General features: G+C 72.1%; 21 protein-coding genes. 9 read left to right on the top strand and 12 right to left on the bottom strand.

Annotation, left to right across the window (positions count from 1 at the left end; translation table 11 throughout):
• Positions 1 to 2 precede the first annotated feature (2 nt).
• The 5 genes from ABZ822_RS19490 (at position 3) to ABZ822_RS19470 (ending at position 5192) form a co-directional block, all read left to right on the top strand.
• A complete protein-coding gene (locus ABZ822_RS19490; RefSeq protein ID WP_360855170.1) occupies positions 3 to 1346 on the top strand; it encodes a GTP-binding protein in 1344 nt (447 codons plus the stop codon).
• 203 nt (positions 1347 to 1549) lie between these two features.
• Positions 1550 to 2698, top strand: coding sequence for an ABC transporter substrate-binding protein (locus ABZ822_RS19485; RefSeq protein ID WP_360855167.1), 1149 nt, complete (start codon positions 1550 to 1552; stop codon positions 2696 to 2698).
• A gap of 31 nt (positions 2699 to 2729) precedes the next feature.
• Positions 2730 to 3521, top strand: a complete 792-nt coding sequence (locus tag ABZ822_RS19480) for an ABC transporter ATP-binding protein (protein WP_360855164.1) — start codon at positions 2730 to 2732, stop codon at positions 3519 to 3521.
• Entirely contained in the window at positions 3508 to 4416 is a 909-nt protein-coding gene (locus ABZ822_RS19475) for an ABC transporter permease (RefSeq protein WP_360855161.1), read from the top strand. The genes ABZ822_RS19480 and ABZ822_RS19475 overlap by 14 nt, the downstream gene beginning before the upstream one ends.
• A gap of 5 nt (positions 4417 to 4421) precedes the next feature.
• A complete protein-coding gene (locus ABZ822_RS19470) occupies positions 4422 to 5192 on the top strand; it encodes a sirohydrochlorin chelatase (RefSeq protein WP_360855157.1) in 771 nt (256 codons plus the stop codon).
• A gap of 121 nt (positions 5193 to 5313) precedes the next feature.
• Here the strand turns inward: ABZ822_RS19470 and ABZ822_RS19465 are convergent, their stop codons facing one another.
• Positions 5314 to 6069, bottom strand: coding sequence for a hypothetical protein (locus ABZ822_RS19465; RefSeq protein WP_360855154.1), 756 nt, complete (start codon positions 6067 to 6069; stop codon positions 5314 to 5316).
• A gap of 285 nt (positions 6070 to 6354) precedes the next feature.
• Here ABZ822_RS19465 and ABZ822_RS19460 point away from each other — a divergent pair, with 285 nt between their 5' ends.
• A complete protein-coding gene (locus ABZ822_RS19460) occupies positions 6355 to 8361 on the top strand; it encodes a glycoside hydrolase (RefSeq protein ID WP_360855151.1) in 2007 nt (668 codons plus the stop codon).
• 130 nt (positions 8362 to 8491) lie between these two features.
• Here the strand turns inward: ABZ822_RS19460 and ABZ822_RS19455 are convergent, their stop codons facing one another.
• Positions 8492 to 9412: an arginase family protein gene (locus tag ABZ822_RS19455; protein ID WP_360855148.1), complete on the bottom strand. Its 921-nt coding sequence runs from the start codon at positions 9410 to 9412 to the stop codon at positions 8492 to 8494.
• A gap of 146 nt (positions 9413 to 9558) precedes the next feature.
• Here ABZ822_RS19455 and ABZ822_RS19450 point away from each other — a divergent pair, with 146 nt between their 5' ends.
• On the top strand, positions 9559 to 9750 hold the full coding sequence (locus ABZ822_RS19450) for a DUF4236 domain-containing protein (protein ID WP_360855145.1): 192 nt from the start codon (positions 9559 to 9561) through the stop codon (positions 9748 to 9750).
• Between the two features lie 87 nt (positions 9751 to 9837).
• Here the strand turns inward: ABZ822_RS19450 and ABZ822_RS19445 are convergent, their stop codons facing one another.
• Complete coding sequence (locus ABZ822_RS19445; protein WP_360855142.1) at positions 9838 to 11205, bottom strand: serine hydrolase domain-containing protein; 1368 nt, start codon at positions 11203 to 11205, stop codon at positions 9838 to 9840.
• Between the two features lie 56 nt (positions 11206 to 11261).
• Positions 11262 to 11801, bottom strand: a complete 540-nt coding sequence (locus ABZ822_RS19440) for a DUF1697 domain-containing protein (protein ID WP_360855139.1) — start codon at positions 11799 to 11801, stop codon at positions 11262 to 11264.
• A gap of 61 nt (positions 11802 to 11862) precedes the next feature.
• On the opposite strand from ABZ822_RS19440, the gene ABZ822_RS19435 reads away from it, so the two are divergent.
• Positions 11863 to 12387 carry a GNAT family N-acetyltransferase gene (locus ABZ822_RS19435; protein WP_360855136.1) on the top strand — a complete coding sequence of 175 codons (525 nt, stop codon included), beginning with the start codon at positions 11863 to 11865 and terminating at the stop codon, positions 12385 to 12387.
• Between the two features lie 385 nt (positions 12388 to 12772).
• On the opposite strand, the gene ABZ822_RS19430 is transcribed toward ABZ822_RS19435, so the two are convergent.
• The 7 genes from ABZ822_RS19430 to ABZ822_RS19400 all read right to left on the bottom strand — a co-directional run bounded on the left by ABZ822_RS19430 (position 12773) and on the right by ABZ822_RS19400 (position 21103).
• On the bottom strand, positions 12773 to 13990 hold the full coding sequence (locus ABZ822_RS19430; protein WP_360855134.1) for a S8 family serine peptidase: 1218 nt from the start codon (positions 13988 to 13990) through the stop codon (positions 12773 to 12775).
• Positions 13991 to 14851: 861 nt separating this feature from the next.
• Positions 14852 to 15811 (bottom strand): CDP-alcohol phosphatidyltransferase family protein, encoded by a 960-nt coding sequence (locus tag ABZ822_RS19425; protein WP_360855130.1) that lies wholly within the window; start codon positions 15809 to 15811, stop codon positions 14852 to 14854.
• A gap of 219 nt (positions 15812 to 16030) precedes the next feature.
• A complete protein-coding gene (gene mgt / locus ABZ822_RS19420) occupies positions 16031 to 17236 on the bottom strand; it encodes a macrolide-inactivating glycosyltransferase (RefSeq protein WP_360855127.1) in 1206 nt (401 codons plus the stop codon).
• A gap of 96 nt (positions 17237 to 17332) precedes the next feature.
• Positions 17333 to 18637 carry an extracellular solute-binding protein gene (locus ABZ822_RS19415; protein ID WP_360855721.1) on the bottom strand — a complete coding sequence of 435 codons (1305 nt, stop codon included), beginning with the start codon at positions 18635 to 18637 and terminating at the stop codon, positions 17333 to 17335.
• A 14-nt stretch (positions 18638 to 18651) separates the two neighbouring features.
• Entirely contained in the window at positions 18652 to 19443 is a 792-nt protein-coding gene (locus ABZ822_RS19410; RefSeq protein WP_360855718.1) for a carbohydrate ABC transporter permease, read from the bottom strand.
• 104 nt (positions 19444 to 19547) lie between these two features.
• Positions 19548 to 20420 carry a sugar ABC transporter permease gene (locus ABZ822_RS19405; RefSeq protein WP_360855715.1) on the bottom strand — a complete coding sequence of 291 codons (873 nt, stop codon included), beginning with the start codon at positions 20418 to 20420 and terminating at the stop codon, positions 19548 to 19550.
• Positions 20421 to 20824: 404 nt separating this feature from the next.
• Positions 20825 to 21103, bottom strand: a complete 279-nt coding sequence (locus tag ABZ822_RS19400; protein ID WP_360855124.1) for a hypothetical protein — start codon at positions 21101 to 21103, stop codon at positions 20825 to 20827.
• Between the two features lie 254 nt (positions 21104 to 21357).
• Between ABZ822_RS19400 and ABZ822_RS19395 the strand changes: the two genes are divergently transcribed.
• Entirely contained in the window at positions 21358 to 22245 is an 888-nt protein-coding gene (locus tag ABZ822_RS19395; RefSeq protein ID WP_360855121.1) for an aminoglycoside phosphotransferase family protein, read from the top strand.
• 103 nt (positions 22246 to 22348) lie between these two features.
• On the opposite strand, the gene ABZ822_RS19390 is transcribed toward ABZ822_RS19395, so the two are convergent.
• Positions 22349 to 23059 (bottom strand): 3'-5' exonuclease, encoded by a 711-nt coding sequence (locus ABZ822_RS19390; protein ID WP_360855118.1) that lies wholly within the window; start codon positions 23057 to 23059, stop codon positions 22349 to 22351.
• Positions 23060 to 23463 lie beyond the last annotated feature (404 nt).

The raw sequence follows: 23463 nt of genomic DNA, 5'->3' as shown, positions 1-23463 counted from the left end.
CCATGACGAGTACGAGCACGATCCTGGAGCAGACCGCGGCCACGTCGCTGCTGCGCTTCGCGACCGCCGGTTCGGTCGACGACGGCAAGTCCACGCTCGTCGGCCGGCTGCTGCACGACTCCAAGTCCGTGCTGGCCGACCAGCTGGAGGCCGTGGAGCACGCCTCCCGCAGCCGCGGCCAGGAGACGCCGGACCTGGCGCTGCTGACCGACGGGCTGCGCGCGGAGCGCGAGCAGGGCATCACGATCGACGTCGCGTACCGCTACTTCGCCACGCCGCGGCGGCGGTTCATCCTCGCCGACACCCCGGGGCACGTGCAGTACACCCGGAACATGGTCACGGGCGCCTCGACCGCCGAGCTGGCCGTGGTGCTGGTGGACGCCCGGAACGGTGTGGTCGAGCAGACCCGGCGGCACGCCGCGGTGGCCGCGCTGCTGCGCGTCCCGCATGTGGTGCTGGCCGTCAACAAGATGGACCTCGTCGAGTACGCGGAGCCCGTCTTCGCCGCCATCGCCGAGGAGTTCACCGCCTATGCCGCCTCGCTGGGCGTCCCGGACATCACCGCGATCCCCATCTCGGCGCTCGCCGGGGACAACGTGGTGACGGCGTCGGCGAACATGGACTGGTACGGCGGCCCGACCGTGCTGGAGCACCTGGAGACCGTCTCCGTGGGCACCGACCCCACCGAGACGCCGGCCCGCTTCCCCGTCCAGTACGTCATCCGCCCGCAGACCGCCGAGCACCCCGACTACCGGGGCTACGCGGGCCAGATCGCCTCCGGCATCTTCCGCACCGGCGACGAGGTCACCGTCCTGCCGTCGGGTCTCACCAGCACGATCGAGGGCATCGACGCGCTCGGCGAGGCCGTCGACGTGGCGTGGGCGCCGCAGTCGGTGACCGTGCGGCTCACCGACGACCTCGACATATCCCGCGGCGACGTGATCGTGCCGACCGCCTCGGCGCCCGCGACCACGCAGGACATCGAGGCCACGGTCTGCCATCTCCACGACCGCCCGCTGAAGCCGGGTACACGGGTGCTGCTCAAGCACACCACCCGTACGGTCAAGGCGATCGTCAAGGACATCCCGTCGCGGCTGACGCTGGCGGACCTCTCCCAGCACCCGGACCCGGGCGCGCTGGCGGCCAACGACATCGGCCGGGTCGTGCTGCGGACCGCCGAGCCGTTGCCCCTCGACGCGTACGCCGCGTCGCGCCGCACCGGCTCTTTCCTGCTCATCGACCCGTCCGACGGCACCACGCTCACCGCGGGCATGGCCGGCACCGCGTTCGCCGACGCGGCGGCCGACACCGCGGGCAGCCCGGACGACGACGGGTGGGACTTCTGATCATGGTTGATGTCTTCTCCACCTTCGCGAAGGAGGGCGGCCGCATCGGCAGCGGACTCCTCGGCAGCGGGCAGGGCGGCACCGGGCGATGTGCGGCCTCATGAACGGCCCCGTCCCCCGCTCGCACCCCCCGCACCGAAGACCTTCCGACCTGCCGGGCACGCCCTGACGCACCCCGGCCCTTACGAGAGGAACACCCTCCCGTGGCTGCCGATCGCACCTCCGCCTCCCGACCATCCGTCTCGTCCGCGAAGCCGTCCCGCCGGGGCCGCGTCCTCGCTGCGGCCGCCGTCCTCCCCCTCCTGGCCTCGCTGGGCGCCTGCGGCTACGGCTCGCAGGCCGAGGAGTCGGACACGGCCGACGCCCCCGCTCCGAAGGGCAAGAAGCTCTCCGTCGACGAGGTGAAGATCGGTTACTTCCCGAACCTCACGCACGCCACCGCGCTCGTGGGTGACCAGCAGGGCATCCTCCAGAAGGAGCTGGGCGGCACCAAGCTCAGCGCCTCCACGTTCAACGCAGGCCCCTCCGAGATCGAGGCGCTCAACTCCGGCTCCATCGACATCGGCTGGATCGGCCCCTCCCCCGCCATCAACGGCTTCGCGAAGTCCGACGGGCAGAGCCTGCGGATCATCGGCGGTTCGGCGTCCGGTGGCGTGAAGCTGGTCGTGAACCCCGAGAAGGTGAAGTCCCTCGACGCCGTCAAGGGCAAGAAGATCGCCACCCCGCAGCTCGGCAACACCCAGGACGTGGCGTTCCTCAACTGGATCGCGGAGAAGGGCTGGAAGGTCGACCCGCAGAGCGGCAAGGGCGACGTCTCCGTGGTCCGTACGGACAACAAGGTGACCCCCGACGCTTTCAAGTCCGGTGCGATCGACGGCGCGTGGGTGCCCGAGCCGACCGCGTCCAAGCTCGTCGCGGAGGGTGGGAAGGTCCTCCTCGACGAGGGATCGCTCTGGCCGGACAAGAAGTTCGTGATCACCAACCTCATCGTGTCGCAGCGGTTCCTCGACGAGCACCCGGACGTGGTCGAGGCCGTGCTGCGCGGCTCGGTGAGGACCAACCAGTGGATCAAGGACAACCCGGAGAAGGCGAAGACCTCCGCCAACGCGGCGCTCAAGAAGCTGTCCGGCAAGCCGCTGCCGCCCGAGGTCCTCGACCCGGCGTGGAAGTCCATCGAGACCACCGACGACCCGCTGGCCTCGACGCTGGAGACCGAGGCGCGGCACGCGGTCAAGGCCGGCCTGCTGGAGAAGACCGACCTGAGCGGTATCTACGACCTCGGCCTGCTCAACAAGGTGCTCAAGGCCGAAGGCAAGCCCGCGGTCGACGACGCAGGACTCGGCCAGAAGTGACCGCACCCGGATCTCCCAGGAGGTGACACCCATGTCCGCCACGCTGACGAAGGCTGCCGACACCGACATCGACGTGTCGTACGCGGCCCGTATCGACCACGTCTCGAAGTCCTTCGGCCTGCCCGGTGCCCAGCAGCTCGTCCTCGACGACATCGCGCTCGACATCGCCCCGGGTGAGTTCGTCACCATCCTGGGAGCATCCGGGTGCGGCAAGTCCACCCTGCTCAACCTGGTCGCCGGTCTCGACCGGCCGTCCGCCGGAGGCATCGACGTCCCCGGCGGGCGCCCGGCCCTGATGTTCCAGGAGCACGCCCTCTTCCCGTGGCTGACCGCGGGCAAGAACATCGAACTCGCGCTGAAACTGCGCGGCGTGCCCCGCCCCGAGCGGCGCGAGGAGGCCGAGCGGCTCCTTGAGCTCGTACGGCTGAAGGGCGCGCACGGCAAGCGGGTGCACGAGCTGTCCGGCGGCATGCGGCAGCGCGTGGCGCTGGCCCGCGCGCTGGCGCAGGACAGCCAACTGCTGCTCATGGACGAGCCGTTCGCGGCGCTGGACGCCATCACCCGCGATGTGCTGCACGACGAGCTGACCCGCATCTGGCGGGAGACGGACGTCTCCGTCCTGTTCGTCACGCACAACGTGCGCGAGGCCGTACGGCTGGCGCAGCGCGTGGTGCTGCTGTCCTCCCGGCCGGGCCGGATCGCGCGCGAGTGGCGGGTCGACATCCCGCAGCCGCGCCGTATCGAGGACGCGGCGGTCGCCGAGCTGTCCATCGAGATCACCGAACAACTGCGGGGGGAGATCCGCCGTCATGGCCAGCACTGATACCAAGAGCGCGACCCGGCCCGGGAAGAGCACCGACGCGGCGGACCTCGCCGGGCTCGAGGCGGGCCTGGACGCGCTGGACACGGTGCAGGTCCGGCGGACGCCGCTGCGCCAGGTCCTGGTGCAGAAGGTGCTGCCGCCGGCGGTGGCCGTCGCCCTGGTGATCGTCGTCTGGCAGATCCTGGTCTGGGCAGAGGTCACCGAGGCGTACAAGCTGCCCGCGCCGTCCGCGGTGTGGGAGAGCGTGAGCGAACTCTGGCTCCAGGGCGAGCTGTTCTCCGTCGTGTGGACCAGCATCTCGCGTGGCCTCTCCGGCTTCGTGCTGGCGCTGGCCATCGGGACACCGCTGGGTCTGCTGGTCGCGCGGGTGAAGGTCGTACGGGCCGCGATCGGCCCGATCCTCTCCGGGCTCCAGTCGCTGCCGTCGGTGGCGTGGGTGCCCCCGGCCGTCATCTGGCTCGGGCTCAACGACTCGATGATGTACGCGGTGATCCTGCTCGGCGCGGTCCCCTCGATCGCCAACGGGCTGGTCTCCGGCGTCGACCAGGTGCCGCCGCTGTTCCTGCGCGCGGGCCGCACGCTGGGCGCCTCGGGACTCCGCGGCACCTGGCACATCGTGATGCCGGCCGCGCTGCCCGGCTACCTCGCGGGCCTGAAGCAGGGCTGGGCCTTCTCCTGGCGCTCGCTGATGGCCGCGGAGATCATCGCCTCCTCCCCCGATCTGGGACTGGGACTGGGCCAGTTGCTGGAGAACGGGCGGAACAACGCGGACATGCCCGGTGTGTTCCTCGCCATCCTCCTCATCCTGATCGTCGGTATCGCCATCGACCTGCTGCTCTTCAGCCCGCTGGAGCGGTGGGTGCTGCGCAACCGCGGACTCCTCGCCAAGAGCTGATTCCCATGCCCGGACCCGTCCTTCTCGTCGTCGCCCACGGCAGCCGCGATCCGCGGCACGCCGCGACCGTGCACGCCCTCACGGCGCGGGTACGGTCGCTGCGGCCGGACCTGCGGGTCGAGACCGGCTTCCTCGACTTCAACGCGCCGGGCGTTCCGCAGGTGCTGGAGCGGCTCGACGCGGAGCAGGCCGAGGCCGGGGGCGGCGTACGGGACGTGGTGGCCCTGCCGCTGCTGCTGACCCGCGCCTTCCACGCCAAGTCCGACATCCCGTCCGTGCTGCGCGAGACCTCGGCGCGGCTGCCGTGGCTGTCCGTACGGCAGGCGGACGTGCTCGGTCCGTCGCCGCTCCTCGACGCGACGCTGGAACGGCGGCTGCACGAGGCCGGGGTGCGCCCCGGTGACCGGGCCTCGACCGGGGTCGTGCTGGCCTCGGCGGGCTCCTCCGACCCGGAGGCGATCGCAGTGATCGCTGATATCGCGCGGGAGTGGCGGCTCACCGGATGGTGCGCCGTGCGGCCTGCGTTCGCCTCCGCTTCCCTTCCGCGCACCGAGGACGCGGTGCGCCGGCTGCGCGCGGAGGGCGTGGAGCGCGTCGCGGTCGCGCCGTACGTCATCGCGCCCGGCTTCCTGCCGGACCGGATCGCCGCGGGCGCGCGGGAGGCGGGCGCCGACGTGCTGGCGGACGTCCTGGGCCCCGCTCCGGAGCTGGCCCGGCTGCTGCTGCGGCGCTACGACGCGGCGCGGCTGCCGAGCCTGACGGCGCTGTCGGCCTGAGCCGGAGCCACGCTCACTGAGAGCTGAGCCAGGGCCGGGCTCGGGCCGAGATGCCCCGGAGCCACGGTCACTTCGGCCCGACCGCGAGCCACGCTCACTTCGGCCCGACCCGGAGCCACGCTCACTGAGGCGGCTCGCACCGCTGGGGAAGCGTCACGGTCCCGGGCCGGTGCTCGAAGGTGTCCATCACCAGCCACTCGTCCAGCTCGGGGTCGTAGAGGTTCTGGACGCCGAACTGCAGCACCTGCCAGAAGGTGCCCCGGTTGTCCTCGTCGACGTAGATGTCGCCCAGCGCGAGCGGCAGCCGCGGGTAGTTGCCGGGCGGCAGCTTCGGGAGGACGACGCCCACCCGCCAGTGGTTCACATGCCGCTGCGGGGTGCGCCGCAGGGTCTCGCGGCCGACGAACCGGGCCTTCTCGAAGCCTTCGTTCAGCATCTCCAGGTTGAAGCCCGGGATGCGTGAGCAGGGGTGCTCGGTCAGGCCGGGCCATTTGTACGTCAGCGTGTAGAGCGTGTTGCGGTAGATCAGGTTGGTGAACCAGATCGGGTACTGCGGGCCCCCCGCGGTCATCTGGCTGTCGCCGTCCCTCCCCTCCCAGGTGAACGGGACCGTGATGCCCAGGTCGCGGACGATCCACTTGCCCTTGCCGCGGAAGTTCCGGGGGAGGCGGGGCGGTGGCGGCGTCGGTGAGGCGTCCTGCCGGGCGGCCACGGTGCCGAACGACGGCGCGGCCGCGGACGACGGCGCGGTCCCGGGCGACTGCGCGGCGCCGCTCCGGGGCTCGGCGCCGACCTGGGGCGGAGCCGCCAGGACGAGGGCGATCACTCCGGCGAGAGCGGCCGACGCGGCCGTCCGACGTGTGCCTTTCCAACCCATGGTCTTCCTCGGCTGTCGCGTCAGGCGCCGTCACGGCGCGGGGGACAATCACGGCGATGCTGGGACACCGTCCCCGGAATCAAAGGTTCCGAAACCGGCGGTTAGACCGTTCTGTTCTGATCCGTTCGGACCGGCCGGAGGCGATCGCCGCAGGGCGCGAGGACCTCGCCGCCGCGGAGTCAGGCCCGCCGCACGCACCCCGGACACCACTGCTCGCGGACCTCGTCGGCGACGGGAACGAGGTCTTCTTAGAAGGCTCTTAGAGCAGTGGACTTCCCTCCATGCATGACCACGGATCTCCCGAACAGCGGGCCGGCGCGACGCCGTGAGCGGCGGCCCCGGCACGTCCTGCCCCTCGCCCTCGCCCTCACCACGACCGCCGTCGCCGCCACCGGCTACGGCATCGCCACCGCCGGCCCGGCGGACGGCGGCGAGCGGGTCGAACTCTCCGTCAGAGGCGGCACGGCCGTCGTCGACACCGCCTCACTGGCGGTGACGGCACGGACCGGCGAAGGACGGAGGCTGGTGCTCTCCGCGCCCGCCGACGGCGCGCTCGGCGAACCGGGTCCTGTGACCCGTACGTCCGGCGGCGGGGCCCGATGGAGCTACCCGGACCAGGGGCTGAGCGTGGCCGCGCGCACCGACCACGGACGGCTGCGGATCACGATGCGCTCGGACCGCGACCGGAAGCTCGGCTGGCCGGTGACCGGCACCGACCGGACCGCCAGGTCCGTCCAACTGCCCCGCGGGGAGGGCCTGGACATCCCGGTGCGCGACCGGTTCTGGAACGCGGACCCGGCGAAGGGCGGTCTCGCCGGTTCCACCGTGGACGTCGGCGCGGAGCTGTCCCTCCCCCTGTGGGGGTTCTCGATGGGCGGGCGCGGCGTCGGCTACCTCACCCCCACCGACATCGGCACCTCGCTGCGCTTCACCTCCACCGGCGGCAGGCTGCGGGCCACCGCCACGCACGCCTTCGACGCCGGTGAGGACACCCGGGACTACGACGTCTCCTTCTCGCTGACCGACGGCAACCCGGTGGCCCCCGCCGCCGACTACCGCTCCTACCTCGCGCAGCGCGGCCAACTCGGCAGCCTGCGCGAGAAGATCGCGCGGAACCCGGCGAACGGGAAGCTGCTCGGCGCCTTCCACGCCTACGTGTGGGGCGACGCGCGGACCGCTCCCGGTGTCCGGGAGCTGAGGAAGCTCGGCGTGGACCGGATGTGGCTCGGCTACGACTCCGGGCCCGGCCCGATGAACGCCGAGGCCGTGCGCGCAGCACGGAAGGCGGGCTATCTCGTGGGCCCGTACGACACGTTCGCCAACGGCCAGGACCCGGAGAAGGCGGACAGCCCCACCTCGGTCTGGCCGGACCGGGTCTATCCCGACTTCTGCGTCCGCAAGGCCGACGGCACCGCCGAGGAGGGCTTCGGCGGACGCGGCTGCTACCTCAGCTCACGCGCCTTCGAGAAGGCCGAGCCGCGCGAGCACTACCTCGAACGCCGCACCCGCTCGATGGTCGCCAACGGCGCGGACTCCTACTTCCTCGATGTGGACGCCACCGGCGAGGCCTTCCGCGACCACGGCAAGGGCCACACGATGACCAAGGCGGACGACCGCAGGATGCGGCTGGCCCGGATGGGCCGGCTGCAGAAGGACCTGGTGCTCGGCTCGGAGTCCGCCCAGCCCTGGGCCAACCAGGTGCTGGCCTTCGACCACGGCTCCGGCACCCCGGTCGCCGACGGGCTGTGGAAGCTGGAGCGCGACCGCAAGAGGTGGGGCGGCTACTACCCGGAGAAGGCACCCGGCGCCTTCTTCAAGCCGGTGACCCTGCCGAAGGAGCTGGCAACGGCGATGTACGACCCCGCCTACCGCGTGCCGCTGTACGAGACGGCGCTGCACGGCTCCCTGGTCAACACCGAGCGCTGGGAGCTGAGTTACGACAAGCTGCCGCGGCAGAAGACCACGCGGGCGCTGCTCGCGATGCTCTACAACACCCCGCTCAACTACGTGCTCGACGGGCCGACGCTGAAGAAGAACGGTCCCGGACTGGCCGCGCTCCAGCGGTACTTCTCCCCGCTGCACCGGGCCGCGGGGACCAAGGAGCTGACCTCGTTCCGGTGGCTGACCGGCGACCGCAGCGTGCAGCGCACGGTGTTCGGCGACGGCGCACTGACCGTCACGGCCAACTTCGGCAGCAGGGCCCGCGATGGGCTGCCGGGCGGCTGCGTCGACGCCGAGCTGCGGGGCGACACGAAGCCGCGACGGCTCTGCCCGGCGCAGCTCGACGGCTGACGGCTGACGGACGAGGACGGACGGCTGACGGTCGCGGCCGGTGGCGTACGGGACCGGCTCCCCGGAGACCGGGCCGGTCGGCCGTGGCGTGTCAGGGGAGCGGGTGTTCCCCTGACACGCCACGGCACTGTCACGGATGCCGCAGCAGCTCTTCCAGCAGGGCGACGAGCGCCTCCGCGCCGGATCCGTCCGGGTCCTTGGCCGGGTTGTAGCAGCCGACCGACAACCCGGCCAGCAGCGCGGGGTCGGCTGCCAACGGTCGCATCAGGGCATGGAGTTCGCCGAGGGTCAGCCCGCCCGGCATCAGGTAGTCCGTCGCCGGGAAGACCTCCTCGTCCAGCACGTCGACGTCCAGATGCACCCAGAAGCGGGCGGAGGCGCCGACGGAGAGCTGGTCACGGGCCTCCGCACCGGCCTCGGGGAGGCCGCGGGCCCGCAGGTCCTCGGGGTCGGCCTCGGCGCGCAGACCGATGTCCTCGGGCATGGCCGCGTGCAGTCCCGCCGCCTCCGCACGGTCCCGCGGCCCGAGGAGCGCGAGCCGGCCCGGGGAGACCAGCGGCGCGCCGACGGACTCGCACCAGGCGGCCGGGCCGTTGCCGGTCACCACGGACAGCGGCATGTCGGCGGGCTCGCCCGTGGTGGACGTCCGGCCGTCGTAGAGGTCGAGGTGCCCGTCGAGGTAGGCGAGCCCCACGTTCCCGAGAGCGTCGTGCGCACCCGCCAGCGCGCCCGGCAGCAGCGTGCAGTCGCCTCCGAGTACGAGGGGCAGCCGGTCCGCGCCGATGATCTCGGCGATCCCGGCGCGGAGCTTCTCGGTCGTGGCGCGCACCGAGGGCCAGCCCTGGACGCCGGTGCCGGCGTCCCGCTCGGGGCCGGTGAGCCGTACGTCCAGATCACCCAGGTCCGCCACGGCGGCGACGGCGTCGGCCAGTCCGGCGGCGCGCAGGGCGGCAGGGGCCTTTTCGGTTCCGGTGGAAGGGTCGCCCGGTTCGGGCATGCCCACGCACGTCACGGGCACACCCACCAGCACGACCTCGGAGGAGGAAGTCACACGCCCAGTCTCGGCCCTCGGGGACATCGCGGGCAATCCGACATCATGGAGGAAGAGGTCGATCTGTCCATCTGTCGATCCGTCGACTGCCGGGCGGGAGGGATCCGCCGCCCCAGGAGACCCGCCGACCCGAGAGAGGCGCCACGATGCCGATCCACTACCACAAGCGCGTGACGATCATCCCGAAGCTGCTCCACCTCAACCTGAGCCCGCACGGCTGGTCGGTGTCGGTCGGCCCGCGGAAGGCGCACATGACGTGGAACCGTCACGGCCGCCGGACGACGACGGTGCGGCTGCCCGGAGGCTTCTCCTGGCGGCGCCACGGCGGACGCCACTGACCGGGGGCGGCAACGACCGGCCCGGTGCCGGCCGGGTCATGGCGCCACTTTCCGGGCCGGCGGCGCGGTGGACGCCGTGGACCGCCGTCAGCGCCGGTCCATCACGCAGCGGTGGCTGAGCAGATTGCCCAGCAGCCCCTCCGCGTCGCCGCTCTTGTAGGCACGGGCCGTACCCGTCAACCGCCCCTCCTCCAGGCGGAGTTCGAGCCCCAGCAGCGGGCTGCTGACCCGGGCGTCCGCCGTGGGCAGCTGCGCCGTGAACTCCGCCCGCAGGTCGTACGCCTCCGACGCGAGCGCCGGGGCGAGGACGCTCCGCCCGTCCAGCCGCAGTTCGGCCCGTCCGCCCTCCCGTACGCGCAGCGCGACCGGCACCTCCCCCTCGGGCGTACCGATCACCCCGCTCCACTCCCCCTCCGGCAGGGTCACCGGGCGCGCGGGGTCGTCCGGGGCGGGCGAGATCTGCTCGGGTGCGAAGCCCGGGACCAGAGCGTCCAGCACGTACCCGACGACGGCGTCCCGGGCCGCCTTGTCGGTGGAGTTGGTCAGCACCGCCACCGAGAGCCGCCGCTCCGGCACGGCGGCCACCATCACCGCCACGCCGCCCCCGCCTCCGCCGTGACTGAGCACGACGGGCCCGGCGCCGGTCGAGACGCACCAGCCCAGCCCGTACCCGAGGTGCCGGTTGACGGGGTGGGCGCCGCGCATGGCGGCCGCGGTGTCCGGCGTCAGCAGACGGTCGAAGGACTGGGCGAACAGGGCGAGTTGGCCCGCGGTGGCCCAGCCGAGGGTGGCACCGGGGTGGCTGCAGCCGTAGTCCGGGTACGGGCGGCCGTCGACGGTGTGGCGGACCGCCGACGGGGCGGGGCCGGGGTAGGTGCGGCCGAGATGGCAGGCGGTGAGCCCCAGCGGCGCGAAGACCCGGTCCCGGACGAAGGCCCCCAGCTCCTGGCCCGTGGCCTCCTCCAGCAGCCTGCCGAGGACGCGGTAGCCGAGGTTGGCGTACTCGAAGGCGGTGCCCGGCTCCCGGTGCGGCACGGTGTAGCGGTCCGCGTCGATCCGCCGCGCGCCGTCGCCGTAGTCCCAGTCGTAGTGGGCCGCGAAGCCGCCGCGGTGCTGCAGGAGTTGGCGGGCGGTGGGCGCGGCGCGGACGCCGCCGTCGCGCGGCGCGGGTGCGTCGGAAGCCGGCGGCACGGGTGCGTCCAGGTCCAGCAGACCGGCGTCGGCGGCGACGCAGACGGCCGTCGCCGTGACGGGCTTGGTGATGGATCCCAGCCCGTACGCCGTACCGGGCGTGGCGGGACGCCCGGTGGCGAGGTCGGCGGTGCCGTACGCCGCGGCGTGGACGACCTCGCCGCGCTCGGCCACCGCGACGGAGACCGAAGGGCAGCCGTGCGTGGCGAGCGCGTCCGCACAGACGCCGTCGAGCCCTTCGAGCTGTGCGAGACCTGCGAGCATCGTGTCCTTCCGGTCGCCAGGAGGCGGAACGGTGCGTGGGCCGGGAACGGCCGGGCTCAGGCGTCCGTCATCGCCAGCAGCTTGGTGACGGTGTTCCAGTTCCGGACGGTCGCGGTGAGGCCGAGGTCGGTCCTGCCCAGGACCTCGGCGAGCTTGCTGCGCCCCATACCGTCGGGACAGCGCAGGAACAGCTCGCGCTCCCCCACCCGGTACTCGTCCGGCGGATAGCCGTGCGGGTCGACATGGGCGAGCCGTTCGGGATCGACCGGGCCGGACAGGAAGGTCACGAACATCCTGGAGGGGTCGACGGACGTCGGCGGGAAGGGATTGCGGCCGGCGACCGCCCGCAGGTCATCGGCGCTCAGTGCCAGACACGGCACCTCGAACCCGAAGCGCTCGGCGATGGCCCTCTCCAGTCCGGTGACGAGCCGGGCGGTGTTCCGCTCCTCGCTGGTGAAGACCGCGTTGCCGCTCTGCAGCAGCGTGCGGACGTCGCCGTGGCCGAGCCCGGTGAGCAGGTCGCGGAGGTCCGCCATGGGGACCTTCTTGTGGCCGCCCAGATTGATGCCGCGCAACAGCGCCACGTAGGTCGTCACGCCCGCACCCTACGGGAATACCGGTTGCCTCACCCGCTGCCGCCGCCTACGGTCCCCTGCCGTGACCCCTGACCTGCGCACCGAGCGCCTGCTGCTGACGCCCTGGACCCCGGACGACGAGGAGGACTTCGTCGCCCTCTTCCAGGACACCCGCGTCTCGCGGTGGATGGGGGACGGGCCGCAGAGCGAGGCGGAGGACCGGGCGCTCTTCGGCCGCGTCTTCAGCACGGTGTACGCGCGGGGCCTGTTCGACGTGTGGGCGGTCCGGCTCGACGGGCGTCCCGTCGGGCACGCGGAGATCAAACCCACGGACGAGGTGGCCGGCCACGAGATCGTCTACGCCCTCGCGCCCGAGTTCTGGGGACGTGGCCTCGGCGGCGAGATCGCACGGGCCCTCGTGGCGTACGGCTTCGGGACGCTCGGCCTGGACGCGGTGCACGCCACCGTGGCGGAACCGAACCGCACCTCCCTCGCGCTGCTGGAGCGGACCGGATTCGTCCGCTCCGGGGAGATCCGGGAGGACGACGGCAGCACGACCCTGGTGCTGACCCTGACGCGCGGGACGCGGTCCGGAAATTCCGCCTGATGCACCCGGAAGGCGTCCGGGGCCGTCCTGTCCGATGTATCCGGATGCATAAGGGAATTCACGCCCATGACCCTGGGAGTTCTCAGGTTCCGGACTCCGTGATCACGCTGTGAATATGAACCGCCACATGACGGCAGCGGTATTTGCGGCGGGTCGGATCCAATTCCGCACGCGGCGCGTGCGGGGCCTTTTCGGGACCGAATCGATCGTTCGGGAAGGAGACGGGCGCCCGTTCGCCAAGCGCGCGAATCCGGCGGTGCGGACAACACCCCGGACGACGTACGAACGCGACGCACCACGAGATGCCGTGCACCGCAAAGGCCGGCCGCCGTGCTCCGTGGGGGAGAGCGCGGCGGCCGGCCGACTGCGGTACGGCGGGAGAGGGTTACTCCACGACCTTCAGCAGCTTGTTCGGGGTGCCCTCGGACGGGTTGCTGATCTTGTCCGGGGTGGCGCCGTCGGTCAGCGCCTTCGCCACCGCGTCGGGCTTCGCGTCCGTGTGACCACCGAGGTAGACGGCGGCGGCGCCCACGACGTGCGGGGTCGCCATCGAGGTACCGGAGATGGTCTTGGTGCCGGTGTCGCTGTCGTTCCAGGCGGAGGTGATCTCCGAGCCCGGCGCGTAGAGGTCCACGACCTTGCCGAAGTTGGAGAAGTCCGACTGCTCGTCGCCCTCGGTGCTGGAGGCGACCGTGATCGCTTCCTTCACCCGGGCCGGGGAGCCCTGGCCGGCGTCGGCGGACTCGTTGCCCGCCGCGACACCGAAGGTGACGCCGGAGGCGATGGCCTTCTTCACGGCCGCGTCGATGGCCTCGTCGGCGCCGCCACCGAGGCTCATGTTGGCGACGGACGGGCCCTTGTGGTTCTCGGTGACCCAGTCGATCCCCGCGACGACCTGCTCGGTCGTGCCGGAGCCCTCGTCGTCGAGGACGCGGACGCCCACGACCTTGGCCTTCTTGGCGACGCCGTGGTCCTTGCCGGCGATGGTGCCCGCGACGTGCGTGCCGTGGCCGTTGCCGTCGTCCGCCGAGTCGTCGTTGTCGACGGCGTCGAAGCCGTGCGAGGCGCGCTTCTCGAAGTCCTTGTGGGTGATGCGCACACCGGTGTCGATGACGTACGCGGTCACACCCTCACCCGCGGAGTCCGGGAAGGCGTACTTCTTGTCGCCCTTGGTGTCCTCCTGGTCGATCCGGTCCAGGCCCCAGGACGGCGGGTTCTCCTGCGTCGCGTTGATGCTGAACTTCTGGTTCTGCACGACCTTGGAGACCGACGGGTCGGCGGCGAGGCGCTTGGCCTCGTCCTCGCTCAGGCCGCTGGCGGAGAAGGCGCCCACGGAGGTGTAGTTGCGCTTGAGCTTGCCGCCGTACTCCTGGGCGAGGTCGGACTTGCCGGCCTTGGCGACGGACTGCTCGCCGGCCTTGGCGTCCATCAGGACGATGTAGCTGCCCTCGACGGCGGACTCGGCGTTCGCGCCGTAGATCTTCCCCTGGGGCGGAGCGGCACCCGCGGGGAGCGTCAGCAGGGTCCCTCCGGCGATCGCGGCCACGGATGCGGATATCGCGATGGTCAGCCGGCGCTTGCTGTAACGCTTGTGAGAAGCCATGAAGAGAAATCTCCTCGTGTGCAGTGTGGGGGGAAGCGAAGCTTTGCCACCAAAGCTCCCCCGGGCAGTAATTACTACGCCCCGGTAACTCGAAACACTGTCTGATTGACGGCCTCAAAATCAATGTCAGTTCGAATCTGTGATGTGAGCCACACACTCCCAACGCCCCGGAATCGCTCCATATCGGGCGGAGTTGAAGCGCCGGGCCTCAACTCCCTTTACCCGTAGGGGGCCAGCACGGGCCGGGGTAGGGATGCCCCTCCGCCCCGGTTGAGAACACCACCGCACGGATCACCGGCGAGCAGGATGGGGCCGGTTCACCCCGCGCCCTGGCGTCATGTCCCGGTGGAGGCAGGGTGCCGTCAGCGCACCCGGGGGGGGATCGGTGGCCGGTGAGAGGCGCGGCGGACACGGCGCGAGACGGGGAGAACACCCCGGGCCCGCGGGCGTGACGGGAAGCCGGGCCGTCACCGGAACGGGCCCGGCGTACGACAGGCCGCGCGGCTTCGCGGCCCGCGCCGGAAGCTGGAGCGCAAGGCGCCGGTGGGCGGCCGCGTGGCTTCGCGGCGTTCTCACCGCCGGTGGCGGTCTTCGCGATCTTCGGCACGCTGTCGATGCAGAGCATGAAGCAGATGGAGGTTGGCACGGGGGTACGTACGGGCCCGGGGCGATGCGCCCCGGGCCCGTACGCCGGCCTCCCGGACACGGCCTGCCGCCCCCGGAGATGCGTCAACTCCCGCTCTCCGCAGGGTGTTCGCGTGCGCGAGGGGAGTTGCCGGGTTTCCGGCCGCCGACACGGGACGAGGTCGGCGGGACGACGGTCAGGCGGTCAGAGGGTCAGAGGGTCAGGCGGCCAGCGGGTCAGGCGGTCTTCTCGAAGGACTCGATGGTGCGCGTGAAGTCCCGCGTCGACAGCAGCAGTTTGTAGATGATGGCCAGTTCGAAGGAGAGCAGCAGGACACCCGCGCCGATGGTCACCGGGGCGACCGCGTCGGCCAGCGGGGCGATGATGAACACGGCCATCTGGAACTCGATGCCGCTGACCAGGTGCGTACGGATGCGGTGGCGCAGCAGCAGCGTCCGGAAGCGGGAGTACCAGGGGAACCGGTGGCGGAACTCCTGGTGCAGATCGACCACGGCGGTCGTCGGCTGCTCCGGGTTCTCGCCGTCCGCCGGCCCGGCCGCCTCCGCGGCTTCGGCGACCGTCCGGTTCTGGTCCTGTTCCAGGTCGGCGGTCGGGTTCTGCTGCAGCAGATCCTCCATGAAGGCGAGTTCACGCTCGTCCTCCGCGCGCTGCGCCTCGCGCACCCGGGCCTTGATCTGCTTGCGCATCCCGTGCCGGATCTTGAAGATCTGCAGCGCGTCGACGTAGCGCAGCATGTCGAGGAAGACCACGGCGAGCGCGAGCCAGAGGTAGACGACGTCGCCGGTACGGACGAACTGGCCGCCCATGAGGGCCACGGCGCAGGCCAGGACCCGTACCCGGTCGAAGACGTAGTCGAGCCAGGCACCGAACACCGAGCCGGTGCCTGTGAGACGGGCGAGCTTTCCGTCCATGCAGTCGAGGATGAAGCTCGCGTGGTACAGCGCGGCGCCTGCGATCAGCCAGCCCCAGCTTCCGGCCGCGAAGCAGGCGGCGGCACCGAGGCCCAGGAACAGGGCGAACCACGTGATCTGGTTGGGCGTGATCCGGGTCCACATGGCGGTCCAGCGCACGAGTGGGGTCGCGACCGGATCCACGAGCACCACGGTCCACCAGGCGTCGCGTTTCTTCTCCGTGGTGCGGCGCACTTCGGCGAGGGGCGGTATGTCTTGGGGCATGACCATCTTCCGCTGCGGGGGGAACTGTCGAGTTCACCCGACGTTAGGAATGTCGTCACGTAGGAGACAAGATCCGCCCCACACAACCTTTTGCCTGGGGTAACTGTCTTGGTAGGTGACCGGGTCGATGGCCAAACCAGGTTCGCCGCATCAGCGGTCCGCGCCGCACTCCCCCGCGAGCAGGGGCTTCACCGTCCCGGCACACCGCCCTCACCGTCCTCACCACCCCGGCAGCAGGGCCTCGATCAGGTCCGCCGCACGCCGCGTACCGCCCTCGGCGGCCATCTCCCGCCGGATCGCCTCCGACCGCTCCGTCACGTCCGGGTCATCTACGAGCGCCAGCACCGCCTCGCGCAACGCCGGTGCCGTGGCCTCCTCCTTGGGGAGATGCCGGGCGACGCCGAGCGACTGAAGCACCGCCGCGTTCTGGAACTGGTCGGCGGCCTGCGGGACGGCCACCATCGGGACGCCGCACGCCAGCCCCTCCTGGCTGCCTCCCGCCCCGGCGTGGGTGATGAACGCGTCCGCCTGCCGGAGGACGGCGAGTTGCGGCACCCACGGGTGGACCTCGACATTGGCCGAGACCTCACCCAGCTCCGCCGGGTCGACGAAGCGGCCGATCTGCAGGACGACATGCCAGCCGTCCAGGCCACCGAAGGCGGCGACACAGTTCCGGTAGAACTCCGGCTCCTGGGTGAACGCCGAACCGAGCGAGACCAGCAGCACCCGCTCCGCGTCCGCCGGGCGCTTCCAGTCGCCCTGCCCGGCCCGGTCGCCCTGGCAGGCGCCGACGAAGGTGTAGCGGGACGCGTCCACCCGGTCGGCGTTCGGCTGGAGCGCGCGGGGGATCAGCACGAGCGAGCGGGCCGGGCGTCCCGCGAAGCGGTCCGGGTCGGTGTCCGGCAGCCCGTTCTCCTCCAGCCAGGCGCGGAAGCGCTCGTAGTACGCCCGTCCGCGCTCGGTCGCCATCAGCCCGGCCCTCATCTGCTCACCGACCTCCTGCTCGTAGCCCTCCCAGGCGACCATGCAGGGCGAGAGCTGAAGGGCGGGCACACCCCATCGGTGGGCGAGCAGCGGCGCCGGGTAGCCGGTGATGTCGTGGAGGACGAGGTCGGGCTCGTCGCCCTCGTACGCCTCCAGGTGCTGCGGCAGCGCCTGGATCGCGTTGGCGAGGAACGGCTCGATCTGGTCGATCAGTTCCTCGCCCCACGCCTCCGGCGGATCGTCGGGGCCGGGGAGGGTCGAGGCGTAGATCTTGGGTTCCGCGCCGCTCGCGGCGACCGTCCCGGCGAACGACGCGGGGATCGCGTAGGTGACGCGGTGGCCGCGGGCGACGAGTTCCCGGATGACGTCCAGGCTGGGGTTCACGTGCCCGTGGGCGGCGATGCTGAACATGGCGATGTGGGCACGCTGCGGTGAGGTCATGGTGCTCACGCTAAGCGAGACGATACGTATCGTGCAATCGGATTTCCCGACGCCGCGCCGCCGTCCCGGACACGTCCGCGCCGCGGCCCGCCTCCGCTACCGCTGGTACCGGGCGAGCACCAGGTTCCCGTCGTCCACGAGCCGTTCGCGCAGCTCGTCCACGCCGATCGCCCCGCTGTAGAACTCCTGGAGCGCCGGGGTCGCGATCTTGTCCTTCCACTCCGGATAGCCACGCACGGCCTGCGCGGGCGCCGGCCGCAGATGTGCGGCCAGCGCGGTGCCGGTCGCCCAGTCGCGCTCCTCGGTGCGCAGCGCGGGATCCCGCAGGGCCTCGGTGCCGGTGGGCAGCATCCAGTCGCCGAGCGCGAGCCGCACCATGTTCCGCGGCCGGAGCAGGAAGTCGATGAAGGCGACCGCCTCGTCCTGGTACGGACTGGACCGGGCGACGGACAGGGTCTGCGGACTCACCCCCTGCCGGAGGCCGCCGCGGCCCGCGGGCGCCGGCAGCACGGTCCACTCGAAGCCGTCCGGCGCCTGCTGGTCGAGCTGCTGCCGGTAGGAGAAGCCGAGCGGCACCATCGCGTACTTCCCGGCGAAGAACCCGGGGAGCGTGTCCGAACCGCCCATGCCCAGCGTCGTACGGGCCGCGGTCCGGTGGCGCACCACCTGGTCGCGGATGACGCGCGGCACCTGCTGGTCGGCGGCGTCGAACCGGATGCCGGCCGTCCCGTCCGCGCGGCGGTGGAAGACCCGGCCGCCGGTGGACAGCGCGAGGTTGAGGGTCGCCGACACCGGCTCCTTGAGCGGCCACGCGACGCCGTACGCCCCGCGCCGCGTCAGGGCGCGCGCCGCGTCCTCGAACTCCTCCCAGCTCCACGGGGCTTGCGGGGTGGGCACACGGACGCCCGAGGCGTCCAGCAGCGCTCGATTGGCCACCAGGACGCGCGGCTCCTGAAGGAACGGCACGCCGTACACCCCGCCGCCGAACGTCACCGCCTCCCAGCTGCGCGCCGGGATGTCCTCGCGCAGCCGCCGCGGCAGCCGTCCTCGCAGATCCGCGAGGCTGCCGCCGTACGCGAAGTCGGCCAGGTCGTCCGCGGCGTCGTGGATGACGTCAGGGGCCTCACCGCCCTCGAAGGAGGTGAGGAGCTGGTCGTGGACGCTGTCCCAGCTTCCCTGGACATGGTCGACCGGCAGGTCCGGGTGCGCCCGGTTCCAGGCGCGGACGAGCTGCCGGTTGGCCTCGACGGACTCCTTCTGCCAGGCGAGGGAGAGGAAACGCAGCCGAGGGCGCCCGCCGTCGTCGCGGCCCCGGCCGCAACCGGCCAGCGGGACGGAAGCCGCTGCCAGCGCCGCCGCCCCGCGGAGGAAACGCCGTCGCCGCAGCGGCTCATCACGCATCGGTTCGGCGCGCATCAGCTCTTCACCGCCCCCGCCAGCATGCCGCCGGTGATCCGGCGCTGGAGACACGCGAACAGGACCAGGGACGGCAGCGTGGCGAGCAGCGCCGCCGCGGCGAGCGGCCCAAGATCGGCGACGCCCTCGGCCCCGATGAAGCGGGTGAGGATCACCGGCATCGTCTGGTTCTCCGGGGACTTGAGGAGGACGAGGGCGATGAAGAACTCGTTCCACGCGGTGATGAAGGCGAACAGGGTGGTGGCCGCGATGCCCGGCGCCAGCAGCGGGGCGGTGACGGAGACGAGGATGCGGACGGGTCCCGCGCCGTCCACTGCGGCCGCCTCCTCCAGTTCGCGCGGCAGGGACCGCACGTAACCGGCGAGCATCCACAGCGCGAACGGCAGCGACCACACCACGTACACCGCGATCAGCCCGGGGAGGGAGTTGATCAGGCGCAGGCCCTTGAGGATCAGGAACAGCGGGATGATCAGGAGCACGAACGGGAACGCCTGGCTGACGACCACCCAGCCGGTCGCCGCGCCGGTGAGCCGCGTGCGGTACCGCGCCATGACGTACGCCATGGGCGTGGCGACGACCACGGCGATGAGGGCGGCGGAGGCCGCGGCGATCAGGCTGTTGGTGGCGGCGCGCAGCAGAGGCTGTTCGTCGACGGCCTGCCGGAAGTTGGCGAGCGTCGGGTCGTCAGGCCACCACGTGGGGTGCAGGGAGGCCAGCTCGGCGGGGGGCTTGAAGGCGGTGGACAGCAGCCAGACGAGGGGGAAGGCGAGGAAGACGACGTAGCAGAGCAGGGCCGCGTACTGGCCTGCCCGACCGGCACGGCGGGCGACGACGCGTCCGGGGGGACGGCCGCGGCGGGAGGCGGGGCTCTGGGGGCGGCCGCGACCGGTGGCGCTCACCGCTCCTCACTCCTGTCCTGGAGCCGCCCCACCAGATACACGGCGAGGAGGAGCGAGATCAGCGCGACCATCACGCACCCCATGGCGGCCGCGTAGCCGAACTGCCCGTAGCGGAAGGCCTCTTCGTACGCGAAGAGCATCGGGAGCCGCGTCCGTCCGCCCGGACCGCCGCTCGTCAGGACGTAGACCAGGGCGAAGGAGTTGACGTTCCAGATGAGCTGGAGGGCGCTGATCGCCAGGGCCACGGGGCGGATGGCGGGCCAGGTGACCGTGCGGAACCGCCGCCAGGCGCCCGCGCCGTCCATCGCCGCGGCCTCGTGGAGTTCGCGCGGCACGGTCTGCAGACCGGCGAGCAGCGCCACGGTCGTCTGGGGCATTCCGGCCCAGACACCGACGACGATCACGGCGGGGAGCGCGGTGGAGAGCCCGGCGAGCCAGTCGGTGCCGTCGCCGAGGTGCAGGTCGCGCAGGGTCTCGTTGAGGATGCCCGCATCGGGATGGTAGGTCAGCCGCCACATGATGCCGACGACGATCTCGGGCATCGCCCAGGGCACGATCGCCAGGGCACGCGCGAGCCAGCGCATCCGCAGGTTCTGGTCGAGCAGCAGCGCGAGGCCGAGGGCGAGTAGGAACTGAGGGACCGTCACTCCGATCGCCCAGACCGCCCCGATCCGGAACGACTCCCAGAAGAGGGTGTCGCGCAGCAGGTCGGAGAAGTTGAGGAGCCCGATCCACTCCGTGGCCTCCGTACGGCCCGACTGGGCATCGGTGAAGGCGAGCGCGATGCCGTAGAGGAGCGGGCCGACGCTGAGGACGAGGATCGGGAGCAGCGCGGGGAGTACGAGGAGCCAGGCGCGGGCGCGCGGCAAGGGTCCCGCGCCGCCCCGGCACGGTGGTGCATCGGCCGCGCGGGGGTCGTCGACGACGGCGGTCAAGCCTGGCGCTCCTTCCGGTGCGGCGACCGGCGGCGCCGGCCGGCGCGCGCTCGTCCTGACGAACTGCCGCCCGGAGAGGGTCACTTACGCCACGGCAGCCGTGGCCATCGTGCGGATGCGCGTTCCGGCCGTCAAGACGGATCGCGGGGTGTGATGCGCCGGGAAGGGCCCAGGAGCGGTGCGGATGCCGCACACATGCGTACGCGCCGTACGGCGGCTCCCGCCGTACGACGACCCCCGGCTGCCGCGGACCTTGCCGCCCGGGGAGAACGGAAACGACGCCGGTGACCGCCCCTGGGCAGGGGCGGTCACCGGCCTGCTGCCTACTTCGCCTTTGCCTACTCCGCCTTCGTGACCTCGACCGTGGACTGCCACTGGCCGCTCACCGTGTGGTGGACGATGTGGGGACCCGCGATGGGTACACCACTGCTCAGGTCGTCCATGATCCTCACGTCGATGGTCACCCGGTTCACGGTGTCGATCTCCGGCGCGAGCAATGTCCTGAAGAACCCTTCGGGATCGGCGCGCAGCTCCGCCTGATCCCCTTCGCCCAGATCGAGTTCGAAGACTTCTATCTCCCGCGTCTGGGTTTCGCCCTTGCGATACATCTTCGCCATGGCAGCCTCCTCCGCGGGTTCGACATGCTCTCTTACCAGCTTGCGCCGACCGTGGACTTTGGCAAGTCGAACGGGTCGGCCCTGAGCGTTCCCGTCGGCCGCGCCGCCCCGCGCTTGCCTCGTCGCGCGCGCCGCCACGATTCCGCGACCGCGATGACGAGCGGATGGTTGAGTGGGCACCGGCCGCCCGGACCCGGACCCGAGGCCGTGACGCAACGCATGACCGCCCAGCACACGAAGCGCGGAGGACAGACATGGCGCGGGACTTCGAGGCCGCAGCATTCACCGAGGAGCGCGCGCGGCAGGTCCTGGCCGCCGCGGGCCATCCTGCGCCTGACGCGCGGCTTCTCGCCTTCGGCGAGAACGCAGTCTTCGCGCTCCCTGACGGCGGTCCCGTCGTCCGCATCGGCCGCGACGCCGACCTCCTGGACCGGATGCGCGGCGAACTGCGCACCGCGGCCTGGCTGGAGGAGCAGGGCGTCCCCGCCGTTCGGCCCGCGGAGCCGGAGGTCCGGCTCGTGGACGGCCGGCCCGTGTCCGTATGGCAGCGGCTGCCCGACCCCGTACGGCCGGCCGACGGCGCCGATCTGGCCACGCTGCTGCGGCTGGTGCACCGGCTGCCCGCCCCGCCGTTCCCGCTCCCGAAGCGCGACCTGCTGGGCGGTGTCGAGCGCTGGCTGCGGTCGGCCGGGGACGCGATCGACCCGGCCGACGCGGCCTTCCTCCGCGAGCGGCGCGACCGGATCGCGACCGCCGTGGGGCATCTCGTGCCGCACCTGGCGCCGGGACCGATCCACGGCGACGCGCTGCCCCGCAACGTGCACATCGGGCCCGAAGGGCCGGTCCTGGTGGACCTGGAGACCTTCTCCGGCGACCTGCGCGAACACGACCTGGTCGTCATGGCGCTGACCCGGGACCGCTACGGGCTCGACCCCGCCGACCACGACGCCTTCACCGCGGCCTACGGCTGGGACGTCCGCGAGTGGAGCGGCTGCGGCGTGCTGCGCGGCGCCCGCGAGATCGCGAGCTGTGCCTGGGTCGCGCAGCACGCACCGGCGAACCCGGCCGCGCTCGCCGAGTTCCGCCGCCGCGTGGCCTCACTGCGCGCGGAGGACCCCACGGTCCGCTGGCACGCGTTCTGACGCCGCGGCGGTACGGAGGAGACCGCCGCCGCGGCCGCAGGGGAGGGAGCGCTCCTCGCCCGCCCCGGCACCGCCGACGACCGTCCGCACACCTCACCGCCCCCTATGACGGCAGCACCCGCAAGGGCCAGCTCCCGTCCACGACGGCTTCGGGGTCACGCTGCCGCAGCCACTTCTGATAGCTCGCGGCCCAGCGGGCATACCAGCTCACCTGACTGCGGTGCAGCGCCCACGGCTCCAACTCGGCGACGCGCGCGTGCCGTTCGGCCACGGCGCACGCCACCCGCACCGCGGCGATCGCGTCCGCGCTCGCCTGGTGCGCGGCCGAGAGCACCACTCCGTACTCCCCGCAGGTCGCCACGAGCGTGCGCTTGCCCTTGCGGTACCGGTCCACGGCGCGGTCGATGGTGTACGGGTCGACGATCGGGCCGACCTCGCCGCCGCCCAGCCGCTCCGGCAGCGACCGCAGCCCGTGCCGCCGCAACTCCGCCGCGAGCATGGTCAGATCGAAGGCGGCGTTGTACGCGACGACCGGGACGCCCGTCGACCAGTAGCCGACCAGCGTGGCCGCTATCTCCTCCACGACCTCGCACGCCGGGCGCCCTTCGGCCGCCGCCCGCTCATTCGTGACCCCGTGGATCGCCACCGCTTCCTCGGGGATGTCCACCCCAGGATCGGCCAGCCATTCGCGGTGGCGCACCGGCTCCCCGCACTCCATCTCGACCACGGCGGCGGTGACGATCCGGGCGTCGCGCGGATCCGTGCCCGTCGTCTCCAGGTCGAATCCGATCAGCAAACCCCGATGCCAGCCCATAGCCGAGGACCCCCTCAATCGTCCCGCTCCCCCATCGGGTTTCACCCTCCCACGCACCACTGACAGTCCAGGGCGCGGCCCCGAGGGCAGGCGCCCACACGGACGTTGACGGGCAGTCAGGATGAAAGGGGACAGCTCGGGCACATCGCGGAGGGCCCGGCATCGCCGCGGACAGCCCGTCCGGCCGTCACCGCTCGCCGGCAGGCAACTCCCACCGGCCCCCGCCTCGGGGCACCGGCCCCCGGTCTCAGGACACCGGCTCCCCCCGCCTCGGGACACCGGCCCCCGGCCTCAGGACACCGGCTCCCCCCCCCGTTATGTTTTCCGCGGTCCTGCAAGAGGACCGTTGGCCTCCGGGCCCGGCATGACTGTTCCCCCCTGTCGAACGGATGACCTGGGGGGTG

The organism is Streptomyces sp. NPDC047108 (assembly GCF_040643575.1).
Taxonomy (GTDB): Bacteria; Actinomycetota; Actinomycetes; order Streptomycetales; family Streptomycetaceae; genus Streptomyces.
The sequence above is the reverse complement of the archived record's forward strand: the minus strand, read 5'-3'. Positions and strand labels throughout refer to the sequence as shown.